17 protein-coding genes, 1 pseudogene and 1 riboswitch are annotated in these 16,247 nt (G+C 62.9%); of the genes and pseudogenes, 10 read left to right on the top strand and 8 right to left on the bottom strand.

Annotated elements, in window-relative coordinates; genetic code table 11:
* Positions 1–12 precede the first annotated feature (12 nt).
* A complete protein-coding gene (gene leuB / locus V1286_RS35390; RefSeq protein ID WP_334488017.1) occupies positions 13–1,125 on the bottom strand; it encodes a 3-isopropylmalate dehydrogenase in 1,113 nt (370 codons plus the stop codon).
* A gap of 256 nt (positions 1,126–1,381) precedes the next feature.
* Here leuB and V1286_RS35385 point away from each other — a divergent pair, with 256 nt between their 5' ends.
* Both V1286_RS35385 and V1286_RS35380 read left to right on the top strand, forming a co-directional pair.
* Entirely contained in the window at positions 1,382–2,245 is an 864-nt protein-coding gene (locus V1286_RS35385) for an EamA family transporter (RefSeq protein WP_334488014.1), read from the top strand.
* 92 nt (positions 2,246–2,337) lie between these two features.
* The gene (locus V1286_RS35380; RefSeq protein WP_334488011.1) at positions 2,338–3,525 is read left to right on the top strand and encodes a YbfB/YjiJ family MFS transporter; all 1,188 of its coding nucleotides are present in this window, start codon (positions 2,338–2,340) and stop codon (positions 3,523–3,525) included.
* 91 nt (positions 3,526–3,616) lie between these two features.
* Here V1286_RS35380 and V1286_RS35375 read toward each other — a convergent pair whose 3' ends face one another.
* The 5 genes from V1286_RS35375 to folB all read right to left on the bottom strand — a co-directional run bounded on the left by V1286_RS35375 (position 3,617) and on the right by folB (position 6,995).
* On the bottom strand, positions 3,617–3,976 hold the full coding sequence (locus V1286_RS35375; RefSeq protein WP_334488008.1) for a hypothetical protein: 360 nt from the start codon (positions 3,974–3,976) through the stop codon (positions 3,617–3,619).
* Positions 3,977–4,132: 156 nt separating this feature from the next.
* Positions 4,133–4,918, bottom strand: coding sequence for a molybdopterin-dependent oxidoreductase (locus V1286_RS35370; RefSeq protein WP_334488005.1), 786 nt, complete (start codon positions 4,916–4,918; stop codon positions 4,133–4,135).
* A gap of 17 nt (positions 4,919–4,935) precedes the next feature.
* Entirely contained in the window at positions 4,936–5,565 is a 630-nt protein-coding gene (locus tag V1286_RS35365; protein WP_334488003.1) for a cytochrome b/b6 domain-containing protein, read from the bottom strand.
* A gap of 178 nt (positions 5,566–5,743) precedes the next feature.
* A complete protein-coding gene (locus V1286_RS35360) occupies positions 5,744–6,298 on the bottom strand; it encodes a fasciclin domain-containing protein (protein WP_334488001.1) in 555 nt (184 codons plus the stop codon).
* 286 nt (positions 6,299–6,584) lie between these two features.
* Positions 6,585–6,995, bottom strand: a complete 411-nt coding sequence (folB, locus tag V1286_RS35355; protein WP_334487999.1) for a dihydroneopterin aldolase — start codon at positions 6,993–6,995, stop codon at positions 6,585–6,587.
* 35 nt (positions 6,996–7,030) lie between these two features.
* Positions 7,031–7,111, bottom strand: a riboswitch (ZMP/ZTP riboswitch).
* Positions 7,112–7,293: 182 nt separating this feature from the next.
* Here folB and V1286_RS35350 point away from each other — a divergent pair.
* Positions 7,294–8,217: an aminotransferase class IV gene (locus tag V1286_RS35350; RefSeq protein WP_334487997.1), complete on the top strand. Its 924-nt coding sequence runs from the start codon at positions 7,294–7,296 to the stop codon at positions 8,215–8,217.
* Between the two features lie 114 nt (positions 8,218–8,331).
* On the opposite strand, the pseudogene V1286_RS35345 reads toward V1286_RS35350, so the two are convergent.
* Positions 8,332–9,094: pseudogene (locus V1286_RS35345) on the bottom strand (SDR family oxidoreductase).
* Between the two features lie 90 nt (positions 9,095–9,184).
* Between V1286_RS35345 and V1286_RS35340 the strand changes: the two are divergent.
* A complete protein-coding gene (locus V1286_RS35340) occupies positions 9,185–10,711 on the top strand; it encodes a malonate--CoA ligase (RefSeq protein ID WP_334487995.1) in 1,527 nt (508 codons plus the stop codon).
* Between the two features lie 26 nt (positions 10,712–10,737).
* Complete coding sequence (locus V1286_RS35335) at positions 10,738–11,043, top strand: DUF3658 domain-containing protein (RefSeq protein WP_334487993.1); 306 nt, start codon at positions 10,738–10,740, stop codon at positions 11,041–11,043.
* 18 nt (positions 11,044–11,061) lie between these two features.
* On the opposite strand, the gene V1286_RS35330 is transcribed toward V1286_RS35335, so the two are convergent.
* Positions 11,062–11,922 carry a sulfite exporter TauE/SafE family protein gene (locus tag V1286_RS35330; RefSeq protein ID WP_334487991.1) on the bottom strand — a complete coding sequence of 287 codons (861 nt, stop codon included), beginning with the start codon at positions 11,920–11,922 and terminating at the stop codon, positions 11,062–11,064.
* Between V1286_RS35330 and V1286_RS35325 the strand changes: the two genes are divergently transcribed.
* The 5 genes from V1286_RS35325 to V1286_RS35305 all read left to right on the top strand — a co-directional run bounded on the left by V1286_RS35325 (position 11,810) and on the right by V1286_RS35305 (position 16,064).
* Entirely contained in the window at positions 11,810–12,298 is a 489-nt protein-coding gene (locus tag V1286_RS35325) for a LysR substrate-binding domain-containing protein (protein WP_334487989.1), read from the top strand. The two genes, V1286_RS35330 and V1286_RS35325, sit on opposite strands and share 113 nt — an antisense overlap.
* 212 nt (positions 12,299–12,510) lie before the next feature.
* A complete protein-coding gene (sdhC, locus tag V1286_RS35320) occupies positions 12,511–12,909 on the top strand; it encodes a succinate dehydrogenase, cytochrome b556 subunit (RefSeq protein WP_334487987.1) in 399 nt (132 codons plus the stop codon).
* A gap of 14 nt (positions 12,910–12,923) precedes the next feature.
* Entirely contained in the window at positions 12,924–13,298 is a 375-nt protein-coding gene (sdhD, locus tag V1286_RS35315; protein ID WP_334490129.1) for a succinate dehydrogenase, hydrophobic membrane anchor protein, read from the top strand.
* Positions 13,299–13,301: 3 nt separating this feature from the next.
* Positions 13,302–15,173, top strand: coding sequence for a succinate dehydrogenase flavoprotein subunit (sdhA, locus tag V1286_RS35310; RefSeq protein WP_334487985.1), 1,872 nt, complete (start codon positions 13,302–13,304; stop codon positions 15,171–15,173).
* A gap of 105 nt (positions 15,174–15,278) precedes the next feature.
* On the top strand, positions 15,279–16,064 hold the full coding sequence (locus tag V1286_RS35305; protein ID WP_334487983.1) for a succinate dehydrogenase iron-sulfur subunit: 786 nt from the start codon (positions 15,279–15,281) through the stop codon (positions 16,062–16,064).
* Positions 16,065–16,247 lie beyond the last annotated feature (183 nt).

Genomic DNA, 16,247 nt, shown 5'->3' with positions numbered 1-16,247 from the left:
CGGGCTACGACTCTAGCTGTGCAGCTTCTGCAATTCCTTCAAAATCGCCTCGCCCATCTGCGTGGTTGAGGCCGCCGTCGTGCCCTCAGACTTGATATCAGCGGTACGCAGTCCGCTGGCGAGCACGGCTGCAATCGCCGCATCGACCTTGTCGGCCAGCGCGCCCATGTCGAAGGAATAGCGCAGCGCCATGCCGAACGAGGAGATCATCGCGATCGGATTGGCGAGGCCTTGGCCTGCGATATCGGGCGCCGAGCCGTGCACCGGCTCGAACAGCGAGCGGCGCTTTTTGGTCTTGGCATCGACCTCGCCGAGCGAGGCCGAGGGCAGCATGCCGAGCGAACCGGTCAGCATCGCCGCGATGTCTGACAGCATGTCGCCGAACAGATTGTCGGTTACAATGACGTCGAACTGTTTCGGCGCCTTCACCAGCATCATGCCGCCGGAATCGGCGAGCTGATGTTCCAGCGTCACGTCCTTGTATTCGCGCCCATGCACCGCCGTCATGACCTCGTTCCAAAGCACGCCCGACTTCATGACGTTGCGCTTTTCCATCGAGGTCACCATGTTGCGGCGCTTGCGCGCCAGATCGAAGGCGACGCGGCCGATGCGCTCGATTTCATAGGTGTCGTAGACTTGCGTGTCGACGGCGCGCTTCTGGCCGTTGCCCAGATCAGTGATCGTCTTCGGCTCGCCGAAATAGACGCCGCCGGTGAGTTCGCGCACGATCATGATGTCGAGGCCTTCGACCGCCTCGCGCTTAAGGCTGGAGGCATCCGCCAGCGCCGGGTAACACACCGCAGGGCGCAAATTGGCGAACAGGCCGAGATCCTTGCGCAGCCGCAGGAGACCCGCCTCGGGGCGCACCTCGTAGGGCACGCTGTCCCACTTCGGCCCGCCGACGGCGCCGAAGATGATGGCGTCCGCAGCCACAGCCTTGGCCATGTCACCTTCCGAGATCGACACCTTATGTGCGTCATAGGCCGAGCCGCCGACCAGACCCTGCTCGGTCTCGAATGACGCGATGCCCTGCTTGTTCAGCCAGTCGATCAGGCGTTGCACCTCGGCCATCACTTCGGGGCCGATGCCGTCGCCGGGGAGAAGCAGCAGTTTATGGGTCGCCATGTCGTTTACCTCCAGTTCGTCAATGCCGGGCAAAAGCGCGAAGCGCGTCTTCGCCCAAATGTCCCGGCCATCCACGTCCCGTTTGCGTTGGCAGTAAGACGTGGATGCCCGGCACAAGGCCGGGCATGACGGAAAATGTGAATTCCGGGCGGAGTGCTAAAACGCCGGAAGCGGATTGGCAAGGCATCGCAGGCAGGCCAAAAAGGCAGGGAACGAGCAACCCGCGCCCCCTCAAGAAGGCACCCAGACGGACCTCATGACATCAGCCATCATTTACGCCTTCGCCTCGGCCTTCTTCCTGGGCGCCGGGGTCGTCCTGGCACAGCTCGGCTTGCGGACCGTCGAGCCGCTGTCGGGGGCCGCGATTAGCGTCCCCTCCTTCACGGTGCTGTTCCTGCTGCTGTCGCCGCTGATCCTCCAGGACGAGCCGGTGGTTTGGCACGGCCTGCCCATTTTCATCGCCATCGGCCTGTTCTTCCCGGCTTCGCTGACGCTGCTGACCTTTGCTTCGAACCGGTCGCTCGGGCCCGTGATCACCTCCACCCTCGGCAACCTCGCGCCGCTGTTTGCGGTGGCAACGGCGGTGATCCTGCTGCACGAGCCGCTGCATCCGCCGCAACTCCTCGGCCTCGTCGTGGCGGTCGCCGGGGCTGCGATCATCACCGTGACCCGCCCGCGCGACCTCGGCCATTGGCGAAGCTGGGCGCTGCTGTTGCCGCTGTGCAGCGCGCTGATCCGCGGCGTCGTGCCGCCGATCGTCAAGCTCGGGCTTGCGGTCTGGCCAAGTCCGCTCTGGGCCTGCCTGATCGGCTACGTCATGTCCTCGCTGGTGGTGCTGACGGTGCAGCGCGTCCGCAAGGGCAGCTTTCTGGTGCAGGCGCCGCGTGCCGGTCTCTTTTGGTTTGCGATGACGGGGATCAGCAACGGCCTCAGCGCGCTGACGCTGTTCGCCGCGGTCCGCAACGGTCCGATCACGCTGGTGGCGCCGCTGGCCGCGATCTATCCGCTGGTCACGGTGGCGCTGAGCGCGATGCTGCTCAAGCACATCGAGATCACCGCACGCATCGTGGCGGGATCTGCACTGACGGTGCTCGGCGTAGCCCTGGTGCTGATTGGCTGATCCCGTTGCGGGATTGGCAAGACACCGTTGCTCCCCGTGCCGCTGTGCAACGGCCGCTTTGCCTGCCAGAATGGCCGCCGCCGGAGAATTTTGTGAAAGCCCCCGACCAACACATCTACGCGCACCCTGCGTGGCTGATCCTCATTCTATCGCTTGCGCCAACGATCGGTCTCGGAATCGGCCGCTTCGCCTACGCGCTGGTGCTGCCCGACATGCGCGACGCGCTCGGGTGGTCCTATTCCGCGGCCGGCTTCATGAACACGATCAACGCCGTCGGTTACCTGGCGGGCGCGTTGCTTGCCTCACGGATGATTCGGCGCTTCGGGCTGCCGCAAACCGTCCGCTGGGGAACGCTTGCCGCCATCGCCTCGCTGACGCTATGCGCCGTCTCCGGCAATTTTTTCGTGCTGAGCTTTGCGCGATTACTGGCGGGTGTCGGCGCCGCGGGCGGGTTCGTCGGCGGCGCGGCACTGGCCGCCACGATCGCGCAAACGCGCCCCGAACGCGCCAACTTCCTGCTCAGCCTGTATTATGCCGGGCCGGGGCTCGGCATTATCTCATCGGGGCTGATCGCGCCTTTCGTGCTGCAGGGCTTTGGGCCCGGATCGTGGTGGATCGTGTGGTGGGCCATGACGCTGCTCTGCGCCGTCCTGATCCTGCCGCTGTTGCTGGCGCCGCTCGGCAGCGGTGCTGCGATCGACAGCGCGGCGCCGGCCAAATTCTCCATCCGGCCGGTGCTGGTCTATCTGATCGGCTACTTCCTGTTCGGCGCCGGCTACATCGCCTACATGACCTTCATGATCGCCTATGTCCGCGACGCCGGCGGCGGCGCGCTGGCACAGAGCGCATTCTGGGGCCTGATCGGCCTCAGCGCATTTGTGACCCCATGGGTGTGGCGGCGCGTGCTGGCGCTCGACCGCGGCGGACTCGCCACCACCATCATCCTCGGCACCAACGCCGTCGGCGCGGCGCTGCCGATCTTCGGGCACTCGGTTTGGCTGCTCGCGATCTCGGCACTGGTGTTCGGCGTCGCCTTCTTCGCGGTGGTCGGCTCCACCACCGCTTTCGTCCGCTTCAACTATCCGCCGCAGGCCTGGCCGACGGCGATTGCAGCCCTGACGATTTCATTCGGCATCGGCCAGACGCTCGGACCGATCGTGGTCGGCGCGATCACGGACGCGGTCGGCAGCCTGTCGTTTGCGCTGAATGTATCCGCGGCGATGCTGGCGCTGGGCGCAGTGCTGTCGGCGTTTCAAAGGAAGGTCGGGCCGAAGGCGTAGGGTGGGCAAAGGCGCACTTGCGCCGTGCCCACCATGATCTTGCGCGTTGTTATGGTGGGCACGCTTCGCTTTGCCCACCCTACCGCACTGCTTACAAATAATAGAAACAATAGATCAGCAACTGAACGAGAAACCCCATCAAGAACAAGCCAAGGAAACCAGCGCACATCAATAGTCCGGCTGCACCTCTCGTACGCCACAGGTAGTAAGGCAAATACGGCACCAAGAATATCAGTACGAGGAAACCATAATCGAAAGGTCGTCTCACTTGCCGATGATCCTTGTCATCGGCGTCGATCCACAGGACGAGCAGAAACGGTGACAAAACGCCTGCAAGAGTTGCGGTAGCCGGCGTTGAAGGGAGGCCGCGCTGATAGAAAAGGGCCTCAAACAGTGCGGAAATCGTCGAAATGCTGATGAGTGAAACGATCAGCCATTTCTTTCTGTTCATATTTTTCGCCGAATTCCAACCTCACGTCGTACGATAAAATAATGCCATTACAGATTATGTCCAGCTCCGTGGTCGGGCAAAGGCGCGCTTGCGCCGCGCCACCTCAATCAGCATGCTCGAGAGGGGGCACGCTGCGCTTGGCCCACCTATGCTCTCTCAACTCCCGCTGAACGAATTATACCCCTGGTCTTCCCAGAAGCCGCCCTTGTAGTCGTTGGTGACTTCCATCGACATCACGTATTTCGGATTCTTGAAGCCGAGCTTGGTCGGCACCCTGATCTTCATCGGAAAACCGTAGGCGCGCGGCAGGATCTCGTCGCCGAACTTGAAGGTCATCTGGGTCTGCGCATGCAGCGCGGTCGCCATGTCGAGCGGCGAGTTGTAGCCGTCCTTGTCGGCGCACTGGAACCAGACATACTTCGCGCGGGTATCCGCGCCGATCACTTTCAGGAAATCGCGCAGCGGCGTGCCGGTCCAGCTTCCGATCGCGCTCCAGCCTTCGACGCAGATGTGGCGCGTGACCTGCTTGACCTGCGGCAATTGATAGAGTTCTTCCAGCGTCCAGGACTTCTTGTTTTCGACCAGACCGCGCACCTCGAGCTTCCAGCTCTTGCCGTCGACCGTAGGCGCTTCCTCGAGGTCGTAATAGGCGTTGAACGGGAACGGTTTTGTGATGGCGCTTTCCGGGAAGGTCGGCGCCATGGCATGGGGGTTGAAGATCAACGCCTGCACGCCGTCATTGAACTTCGAGACCTGCTTCAGCATCTCCTCGGCTGAAAAACTGTCGGTCACGTCGCAACCCGTCAGCAGCGTCAGCGCACCGAGGCTGGCGCCGCCCGAGATAAAGCGCCGGCGCGTGAGATCCGGCATCGTCTTCACCGCGTCCCTGATGAGGAGCGTCTTGTCGACGCCGGGGATGAGGAGGTTGCGCATGCGGCCCATGGTCATACTCCCTTGAATTAGCGGCCGATGATCATGGCGCGCAGGCTCTTCGGCACCAGAAGCGCGAGCGCGACATGAACCACCATGAAAGCGACGATGCCAGCCATGCAGAAGAAATGGACGTAGCGGGCGGCCTCGTAGCCGCCGAACAGCGCCGTCAAATATTGCAACTGGACAGGTTTCCAGATCGCAAGCCCCGACAGCACGATGAGGATGCCGACGACGATGATTCCGGCGTAAAGCAATTTTTGCACATAATTGTATTTGGTGAGATCGTCGTGTGATAGTTTTCCGGTAAGCGCCGCCTTGGTATCCGAGATCACGCCCTCCGGCGTGATCGGCAGCAGCTTCTTGCGGAAGCGGCCGGTGGCAAGACCCACAGTCAGATAGATCAGGCCGTTGACCATCAACAGCCACATCGCGGCGAAATGCCAGAGCAGCGCGCCGCCGAGCCAGCCGCCCAGCGTGATGCTCGGGGAGAAGCGGAAATCGAACAGCGGCGAGGCATTGTAGATCTGCCACCCCGACATGATCATCAAAACCATCGCGAAGGCGTTGGTCCAATGCAGCGCCCGCACCCAGGCCGGCTGAATGACCTTGGCCTTGGTTGACGCGGCGTGTTCGTCGCTGACTGTTACGGCCGACATGGCTCTTCCCCGCTTGCAATTCGCTACCAATTATACGCCGGGAACCGGCTTTCCGTTACTGCCATGACGCTATCAGATCGATGCACGGCGCGTATCGGGTTCACAAAAAAGCGAGCCGGGTTGCCCCGGCTCGCCAATCCACACGCCCTGTTGGGACCAGTCAGGGGCGCGCGGGAGCTCAGGACGCCGGCATCAGCACGGTGTCGACCACATGGATCACGCCGTTGGACTGATTGACGTTCGAGATCGTGACCATCGAGGTTCCGCCCTTGGCGTCGATGATCCAGACCTTGCCGTCCTGGAGCTTGACCGAGAGTTGCTCGCCTTCAGCGGTCTTGAGCTTCATGCCGTCCTTCAGGTCGGACGCGGTGAGCTTGCCGGGCACGACGTGGTAGGTGAGGATCTTGGTCAGGGTCGCCTTGTTCTCAGGCTTCACCAGCGTCTCGACGGTGCCGGCCGGCAGCTTGCCGAAGGCGGTGTTGGTCGGCGCGAACACCGTGAACGGGCCCTTGCTTTCGAGGGTTTCGACCAGGCCGGCAGCCTTCACCGCGGCAACCAGCGTGGTGTGATCCTTCGAGTTGACGGCGTTCTGGACGATATTCTTGGAGGGGAACATCGCCGCGCCGCCGACCATGACGGTCTTTTCTTCCGCGCTGGCGGGCGCGGTGATGGTGGCAGTGAAAGCCAGTGCGCTGAACACGGCGGCGGACAGAAGTGCAATACGTTTGGACATGGAATCTTCTCCCGAGGATTGCGATGGCCGGCGGGGCATCCGCCGGTGCTGAAAACAACGACGCCAGGCCGATTGACCGGGTTGATTTCGTCGTCGTTGGGCCGAGCTACGGGAGGTTTTTCGGCCGGTTTCGGCGAATAAATTATCGTGATGGCTGAAACTTTTGCGGGGGCGGGCCGTGCGGTGACGGGCACCCGTAGATCCTATGGGGTGGCAGGTGGTCAGGGGTAAGCTGAGTTTGCGACCACCCAACCACCCGGAGGATCTACGAAGCTAACGCAACAATCTAGACAAGTACTTCCAGCGCCTCCGCCGTCGGCGAATTCGCCAGATCGGATCGCGCCAGGCGCACCGCGATTCCGACCTTGCTGAGCGTATGCGGGATTGGGGGGCTGAACTTGGACACGCCAACGGTGATGGTGTCGATCAATGCAAAGCGTCGCAGCAGGCCGATCGCAACGGCCTCCCCAAGCGCTTCCAGCGTTTGATATTTCATCGCGCCGGCGAGGCTCACCGCGGCGTCCACCACGGCATCGTAGCGGATCGATGCATCCAATCTGTCGTCCCGGTGCGTTGGAGCCGGATTCAACGTCGCGTCGATGTCGAAGGTGAATTTCTGGCCGAGGCTGCGTTCTTCCTCGAACAAGCCATGGTATCCGAAGGTCTGCAATCCGGCGATCTGGATGGTCGTCAACATTGGGCCGCTCCTTCATGAGAAGGTGGATCGGATTATCCGATTGCCCAGGCGCGCGGCTCAATTCCTCGCGCTTCCCGATGGTGCTCCATCTGCGATCGCCAGTCGCGCGAGATTGCTTGTATAGAGGCACAATCGACGCGGCTCAAGGGTGAGCCTGACATTTCCGAGCTGGCTTCGGAGCGCTGCAATGAATGTGGAATTGTACGGTTACCAATAACTGGCATTACTGTGGCGCTGCGCAACGGCTTGGGATGGCTGGAGCCCTTGCGATACCTGTGTGATGCTTGGGAGATGACGCATGAAGGACTCGATCTTCGCCGAGGGTGCCGGCTATGTCAGGGGGCGCTTCGTCCCGATCGCCGAAGCGACGCTGCCCGTCACGGATTGGGGTTTTACGCGGTCCGATGTTGTCTACGACGTCGTGCATGTGTTCAAGGGCGGCTTCTTCCGGCTGGTCAACCATCTCGATCGCTTCGAGCGCTCGATGGCGCAGCGCCGGATCCGGCCGCCGGAAGACCGCGCCGCGATCGAGGCGATCCTGCATCGCTGCGTGGCACTGACCGGCCTTTCCGACGCCTATGTCGCGATGGTGGCCTCGCGCGGACGGCCGCGCGTTGCGGGATCACGCCGGCCGGCCGATTGCGAGAACCACCTGATCGCCTACGCGCTGCCCTGGATCGATGTCGTTCCCAAGGAGGTGCAGGCGCGCGGGGCCCATGTCTGGGTCGCCTCGACGCCGCGCGTGCCCGACGCCTCGGTCGATCCCACGGTCAAGAACTATCAGTGGAACGATCTGACCTCGGGCCTGCTGGAGGCGCACGACGCCAATTTCGACACCGCGGTACTGTGCGACACGCAAGGTTTCCTGACGGAAGGGCCGGGCTTCAACGTCTTCGTCGTGAAGGACGGAAGGGTGACGACATCAGATCGCGGCAGCCTGCACGGCATCACGCGCCGATCGGTGCTGGAGCTCTGCGCCGAACTCGGCATCGAGGCTGCGGTTGAACCGATCCCCCGATCGGCGCTCGACCACGCGGACGAGGTCTTCCTGGCGACGACGGCCGGCGGCGTCATGCCCGCGTCGCGCATCGGCGGACGCATCCTCGGCAACGACCGGCCGGGGCCGATCTCAATGCGGCTCAAGGATGCCTACTGGCGCAAGCACGAGGAAGGCTGGCACCGGACGCCGGTCCGCCCCCTGGAGGCCGAGGCCGGCGAATGAATTATCGTGATTTGCGAAACTTTTGAGAGCCCGAGCCGTGCCGTGACGCCCCATCTCTCTCGTCGTCCCTGCTTTCGCATGCTTTCGCAGGGACGACGATGGAGGGAGTTCGTCCTAATCCCGATTATGCGGCGTCTGGATGAAGCCGCGATTATGCGTCGGGCTGATCAGTATCTCGTTCATGCACACGCGAGGCGGCATGCTGGCGACGAAGGCGATGGTGCGGCCGCAATCTTCCGGCTGCAGCATTTTCGCCTGCTCCTCCTCCGACGGCACGACGGGGCGCGATTTGAGGATCGGGGTCGCGACCTCTCCGGGCGACAGACAGCAGGCGCGCAGGCCATTGACGCATTCATCCATGTTGAAGGAATGGGTCAGCGCCAGCACCGCATGTTTTGTGGTGGTGTAGGCCGGGCCCGGCATTTTCGAGACGTGACGGCCGGCCCAGGACGCGACGTTGATGATGGCAACCGTCCTGCTGCTTCCGCATCGCCGGCAGCACCGCGCGCATGCAGTAGAGCACGCCGTTCAGGTTGATATCGACGACCTTGTCCCAGCCGTCCACTTCCATGTCGGCCCAGCTTCGCTTCGGCACGTTAATGCCGGCGCTGTTGACCAAGAGATCGATCCGGCCGTGATTGGCGAGAATCTGTTCCGCCGCCTTGTCCACGTCGGCCTTGTTGCTGACATCGAGCGCGATCGCCTCGGCCTTGCCGCCCTTTTTGGCGATGTTTGCCGCCACCTTGTCCAGCGCGTCCTTGCGCCGGCCCGAAACCACCACGATCCAGCCATCCGCCGCCAGGAATTCCGCCCCTGACGCGCCGATTCCGCTGCCACCGCCCGTCACCCAGGCCACGCGTTTCCCGCTATTTGTCATGCAAACTGTCTCCGTTGCTTTATGAAGGGCGTTCTTGCTATTCCAGCCGGCGAAATTCCGCAGGCCAGCGCCCTCTTAAGGGAATGATGCATGAACACGACCGCCAACGCCAACCTGTTTTCCCGCCTGTTCGACACGCTCGACGATCCGAACCGGCTCGCGATCGAAATGCTCGATGGCACGCATATCAGCTATGGCGATCTGATTGCCCGCGCCGGGCAGATGGCGAACGTGCTGGTGTCGCGCGGCGTCAAGCCCGGTGACCGCGTCGCAGCCCAGACCGAGAAATCAGTGCCGGCGCTGGTGCTGTATCTTGCGACCGTGCGCGCGGGCGCGGTCTACCTGCCGCTCAACACCGCCTATACGCTGAACGAACTCGACTACTTCATCTCCGACGCCGAACCGTCGCTGGTCGTGTGCGATCCCTCGAAGGCGGAAGGCATCGGCGCGATCGCGGCGAAGGTGAAGGCAAAAGTCGAAACGCTTGGGCCCGACGGAACGGGATCGCTCACGGATGCCGCCGCCAAAGCGGATTCGGCGTTTGCGACCGTCGCGCGCGCCAATGACGACCTCGCGGCGATCCTCTACACCTCGGGCACGACAGGCCGTTCCAAGGGCGCGATGCTGACGCACGACAATCTGGCGTCGAACTCCTACAGCCTGGTCGACTACTGGCGCTTCACGAATAAGGACGCGCTGATCCACGCGCTGCCGATCTACCACACCCACGGCCTGTTCGTGGCGAGCAACGTCACCCTGTTCGCCCGCGCCTCGATGATCTTCCTGCCGAAGTTCGATCCCGAAATGATCATCAAGCTGATGGCGCGCGCCACCGTGCTGATGGGCGTGCCGACCTTCTACACTCGGCTGTTGCAGAGCCCGTCGCTTTCGAAGCAATCGACCAAGCACATGCGGCTGTTCATTTCGGGCTCCGCGCCGCTGCTCGCCGATACCCACCGCGAATGGGCCGCGCGCACCGGCCACGCCGTGCTCGAGCGCTACGGCATGACCGAAACCAACATGAACACCTCGAACCCGTATGATGGCGAGCGCGTGCCCGGCGCGGTCGGCCATCCGCTGCCCGGCGTTTCCATTCGCGTCACCGATCCCGAGACCGGCAAGGAGATTGCGCGCGACGAGATCGGCATGATCGAGGTCAAGGGCCCGAACGTGTTCAAGGGCTACTGGCGGATGCCGGAAAAGACCAAATCCGAATTCCGCGGCGACGGCTTCTTCATCACCGGCGATCTCGGCAAGATCGATCCCAAGGGCTACGTACACATCCTCGGCCGCGGCAAGGATCTCGTGATCTCCGGCGGCTTCAACGTCTACCCCAAGGAAATCGAGAGCGAGATCGACGCCATGCCGGGCGTGATCGAATCCGCCGTGATCGGCGTCCCGCATGCCGATTTCGGCGAAGGCGTTACCGCCGTGGTGGTCTGCAACAAGGGCGCCGATATCACCGAAGCGGGCGTGCTGAACGCGCTCGACGGCAGGCTCGCGAAGTTCAAGATGCCGAAGCGCGTGTTCGTGGTCGACGAACTGCCGCGCAACGCCATGGGCAAGGTGCAGAAGAATATTTTGCGCGATACCTACGCGAAGATATACGCGAAGTAGGGGCCGTAGGCCTGGGGTGACGGACAATGGGCAAGACACCTTCCGGTGAAATTCCCGCCATTAGCAGCACGCTTCGATGGGAAGAGGTTTCTCTTCCAGATTCGATATCCGAAGCTGATCTCGACCAGCTCATCTTTTCGGTCATGACCTCACGGTTGCAGAAGACCGCGATGATCATCGCCAGGGCAATGAAGCGATGCGAGGAGCTCGATCTGGCAATCAATGAGGAGATCCTCGGCGCCCGCATCGGGGCGTTAGCCGAGTCTGATCGGATCGAAGGCGCCGGCGATCTCCGCAAATGGCGTCATAGCGAAGTGCGACTGAAGGACTAGGCCGCCTGCGCCGAACGGCTACTGCCCGTTCAAAAGGCTGATCGCAAACCTTCCGCCAACGATGAACATATACGTGCCGAACGCCATCTCCAGCGCGCGCTTCGACATCGCATGCGCGGCGCGCACCCCAAGCGGCGCCGTGATCAGCGTGGTCGGCATCACGAGCACGGCGCCGATCAGCGAGACATAACCGAGCGCAAATGGCGCCTGCAGCGCGGTGACGTCGGGAAAGCGCGCCGCGGCGGGCCAGCCGGCATAGACATAGCCGATCGCGCCGGGGATCGAGATCAACACCGCAATCGCAGACGAGGTCGCGACCGCCTGATGGATCGGGCGGCCGTAGAAGGTCATCAAGAGGTTCGCGAACAGGCCGCCGCCGACGCCCATCAAGGTCGACAATAAGCCGACGAAGAAGCCGTAGACGCGCATCAGAAAGCCCTTCGGCACGTCGTCGCCGAGCTTCCAGGTGTCCCGCGCCAGCAACAGCCGCGCCGCCGCCGACCACGCCACTATCACGAACACGATCTTGAACAGGCGCTCCGGCGCAAAGCGTGCAGTGACGCTGCCGGCCGTAACACCGAGCACGACCGGCAGCCACCAGCGCCTGAGGATGTCCAGGTCGACCGCGCCCCTGTTGTAATGAGCGCGAAACGAAGAGAGCGAGGTCGGGATGATGATCGCAAGCGAGGTGCCGATGCAGAGTGGCATCCGCACCTCCAGTGGCACGCCGGCCAGCCGGAAGCATTCGTAGAACACCGGCACCAGGATGGCGCCGCCGCCGATGCCGAACACGCCGGCCAGAAATCCCGACAACGCCCCCACCGCGATCAGGAGCAAGGCGAGTTCGATGAGTTCCTGGGGATCGAGGCCGGCCACCATGTCTGTGAGCATCCCACGTTCAGAACCTGCGGCCGCGCGTCTGGATGGCCGTTCCGCGAGACTTAGCTGCTTCGAAGCGGGCCGCAAAATCCGCATATCGGGTCGGCTCTGGATGAATAGCCTCGACGCGCTCGCCACTGCTGCCGAGGGAAGGCGCCGGCGTCGTGCGGGTGCCGTCGTGGCAGGCCAGGCCGATCTGGCCGCCGGCCACTTGGTGCGGTTGCTCGCCGGCTACGAGCCGGCACCGACGCCATTGCACCTGATGTTTCAGCCGTCGCGGCTCGCTTCGCCGAAGATCAGGGCCTTCGTCGACTACCTCGTCGAGCACTGGCGCGTCGTCGATCCGCCAGGTGCGCAAGCCCGCGTTGATCGATAAACAGAATCAATATTCAATTCTTAAATCGTGCCAAATGGTCGTGGTATACCAAGCCGCTGATTAATCGCGTTTCATAGCCTCCTAGCAATGAACGTTAGTTCCATTTCAAGCGATTTGATCGTTGCGCGGACTAGTGCGACTACGTAAATAGAATTCATCTACCGCGCATCCCCATGGGCCGGCCGCGGTTCCACACAACATGAAGCCGCCGAATGACCGCCAGGATCGAACGACCGCTATCGCCCCATTTGCAGACCTATCGCGTCACCCTGACGATGGCGCTTTCCATCATCCATCGCGCCACGGGAATCGCGCTCTATTTCGGCACCCTGCTGCTCTCCTGGTGGCTGATTGCCGCGGCGTCCGGCCCGGGGGCCTACGCCAATGTCCAGGCCTTTACCGGCAGCATTATCGGCAAGCTGATCGTGTTCGGCTACACGTGGGCGCTGCTGCATCATCTGTGCAGCGGTATCCGATACCTCTTCTGGGACCTCGGCTATGGGTTCAAGGCCAATGAGCGCGAGGCGCTGACCTGGGGCGCGCTGATCGCGGGAATTTCGCTGACCGTGCTGGTCTGGATCATCGCCTACACGGTCGGAGGCGGACGATGAGCGGCCCTCGCTCGATGCGCACGCCGCTCGGCCGCGTCCGCAATCTCGGTTCCTCGCATTCCGGCACCACCGATTTCTGGCGCCAGCGCCTGACGGCGGTGGCGATGGTGCTCCTGATCATGCCCGTCATCGTGATCGTCCTGATGCTGATCGGCCGCAATCAGGCCGGCGCCGCGCAAATTCTCGGTTCGCTGCCGATCGCGATCATCCTGGTCCTCTTCATCATCGCCAGCACCTGGCATATGCGGATCGGCATGCAGATCGTGATCGAGGACTATGTGCACCACGAGAAGCTGAAGCTCGCCAGCGTGATGGCCAATAATTTCTTCTGTATCGCGGTGGCCTTGGCCTCGATTTACGCGATCCTTAAATTGTCATCGGGAGTGTAACCCATGGCTACTCAAAGGACGGCTGCTCAAGGCAACGGCAAGGCCACCAACGGCAGTGGCGGAATCGGAAGTAGTCCTGCCACCAACGGTAAATCCTATCCGATCGAGGACCACACCTACGACGTGGTGGTGGTCGGCGCCGGCGGCGCCGGCCTGCGCGCCGTGGTCGGCTGCTCGGAAGCCGGCCTGCGCACCGCCTGCATCACCAAAGTGTTTCCGACCCGCTCGCATACGGTTGCGGCGCAAGGCGGCATTTCGGCTTCGCTCGGCAACATGCATCCGGACGACTGGCGCTGGCACATGTACGACACCGTCAAGGGGTCGGACTGGCTCGGCGACCAGGACGCGATCGAATACATGGTGCGCAACGCGCCGGAAGCCGTCTACGAGCTCGAGCATTGGGGCGTGCCGTTCTCGCGCACCGAGGACGGCAAGATCTATCAGCGCCCGTTCGGCGGCATGACCATGGACTACGGCAAGGGCCAGGCGCAGCGCACCTGTGCCGCGGCCGACCGCACCGGCCACGCCATGCTGCACACGATGTACGGCCAGGCGCTGCGCCATTCGGCCGAATTCTACATCGAGTTCTTCGCCATCGACCTGATCATGGACGACCAGGGCGTCTGCCGCGGCGTGATCGCGCTCAAGCTCGACGACGGCACGCTGCATCGTTTCCGCGCGCAGACCACGATCCTCGCGACCGGCGGCTACGGCCGCGCCTACGCTTCCTGCACTTCGGCGCATACCTGCACCGGCGACGGCGGCGGCATGGTGCTGCGCGCCGGTCTTCCGCTGCAGGACATGGAATTCATCCAGTTCCACCCGACCGGCATCTACGGTTCGGGCTGCCTCGTCACCGAGGGCGCCCGCGGCGAAGGCGGCTATCTCGTCAATTCCGAGGGCGAACGCTTCATGGAGCGTTACGCGCCCTCCGCCAAGGACCTCGCCTCCCGCGACGTCGTCTCGCGCTCGATGACGATCGAAATCCGCGAGGGCCGCGGCGTCGGCAAGAAGAAGGACCACATCTACCTGCACCTCGACCATCTCGACCCGAAGGTGCTGAATGAACGGCTGCCGGGCATTTCCGAATCGGCAAAAATCTTCGCCAATGTCGACGTCACCCGCGAGCCGATCCCGATCGTGCCGACCGTGCACTACAACATGGGCGGCATCCCCACCAATTATCACGCCGAAGTGCTGACCAAGATCAACGGCGACGACAATGCGGTGGTGCCCGGCCTGATGGCGATCGGCGAAGCCGCCTGCGTGTCCGTGCACGGCGCCAACCGCCTCGGCTCCAACTCGCTGATCGACCTCGTCGTGTTCGGCCGCGCGGCTGCGCTGCGGCTTGCGGAAAAACTGACGCCGGGCGGCAAGCAGCCGGACCTGCCGGCGGATTCTTCCGATCTGGCGCTCGGCCGGCTCGACCGCTATCGCTACGCCTCCGGCGGCACGCCGACCGCGAAGCTGCGCGAGGGCATGCAGCACGTCATGCAGAGCAATTGCGCGGTGTTCCGCACCGGCGAGATCCTGCACGAAGGCCAGAACCTGATCCACAAGGTCCATGGCGGCATCGGCGACGTCGCCACCACCGACCGCTCGCTGGTCTGGAATTCCGACCTGATCGAAACGCTCGAATTCGACAATCTGATCGCGCAGGCGGTCGTGACGATGGATTCAGCGGCGAACCGCACCGAAAGCCGCGGCGCCCATGCGCGCGAGGACTTCTCCGAGCGCGACGACAAGAACTGGATGAAGCATACGCTGGCGTGGATCGACAATGGCGGCAACACCACGATCGATTATCGCCCGGTGCACGACTACACGATGACGAACGACGTCCAGTACATCCCGCCGAAGGCGCGGGTTTATTGATCGTACTTGTCATGTGCGGACTTGTTCCGCGCATCCGGCTTCAAAAGAGGATGGATTGCCGGGTCAAGCCCGGCAATGACGAGAAGAACGGCAGAGGCAGGACATATGGCTGAATTCGCACTTCCCAAGAACTCGAGGATCACCGGCGGCAAGACCTGGCCGATGCCGGCGGGCGCGACCGAGACGCGCGAGTTCAGGGTGTATCGCTGGAATCCTGACGACGGCAAGAACCCGAGCGTCGACACCTATCACGTCGACATCAACGACTGCGGGCCGATGGTGCTGGACGGCCTGATCTGGATCAAGAACCATATCGATCCGACGCTGACCTTCCGCCGCTCCTGCCGCGAAGGCGTCTGCGGCTCCTGCGCCATGAATATCGACGGCCAGAACACGCTGGCCTGCACCAAGTCGATGCACGACGTGGCCGCGGGCGGCGCCGTCAAGGTCAACCCGCTGCCGCACCAGCCGGTCGTGAAGGACCTGGTGCCCGACCTCACCAATTTCTACGCGCAATACGCTTCCATCGAGCCGTGGCTGAAGACCACTACGCCGACGCCGCAGAAGGAATGGAAGCAGAGCCACGAGGACCGCGAAAAGCTCGACGGCCTCTACGAGTGCATCCTCTGCGCCTGCTGCTCGACCTCCTGCCCGAGCTATTGGTGGAACAGCGACCGCTTCCTGGGGCCGGCGGCGCTGCTGCAGGCGAATCGCTGGGTGTCGGACTCCCGCGATGAGGCCACCGGCGAACGGCTCGACAACCTCGAAGACCCGTTCCGGCTCTACCGCTGCCACACCATCATGAACTGCGCCAAGGCCTGCCCGAAGGGCCTGAACCCGTCGCAAGCCATCGCCGAGCTCAAGCTGAAGATGGTCGAGCGCCAGATCTAGGGGCTGGCGCTGTCCCGTAGCCCGGATGGAGCGAAGCGAAATCCGGGACAGGTTTATCCGGCCGTGAGAATCGCCGGGTGGCGATATTTGAATCGATTATGATCGATCCGTCTGGAAGGAAGTTCCCTTCGTCGCCCAACTTTGTTCTCAACGAAAGATTGCGTTAAGCTCGGCGCGGAGCCG

This window comes from Bradyrhizobium algeriense (genome assembly GCF_036924595.1).
GTDB classification, from domain to species: domain Bacteria; phylum Pseudomonadota; class Alphaproteobacteria; order Rhizobiales; family Xanthobacteraceae; genus Bradyrhizobium; species Bradyrhizobium algeriense.
The sequence above is the reverse complement of the archived record's forward strand: the minus strand, read 5'-3'. Positions and strand labels throughout refer to the sequence as shown.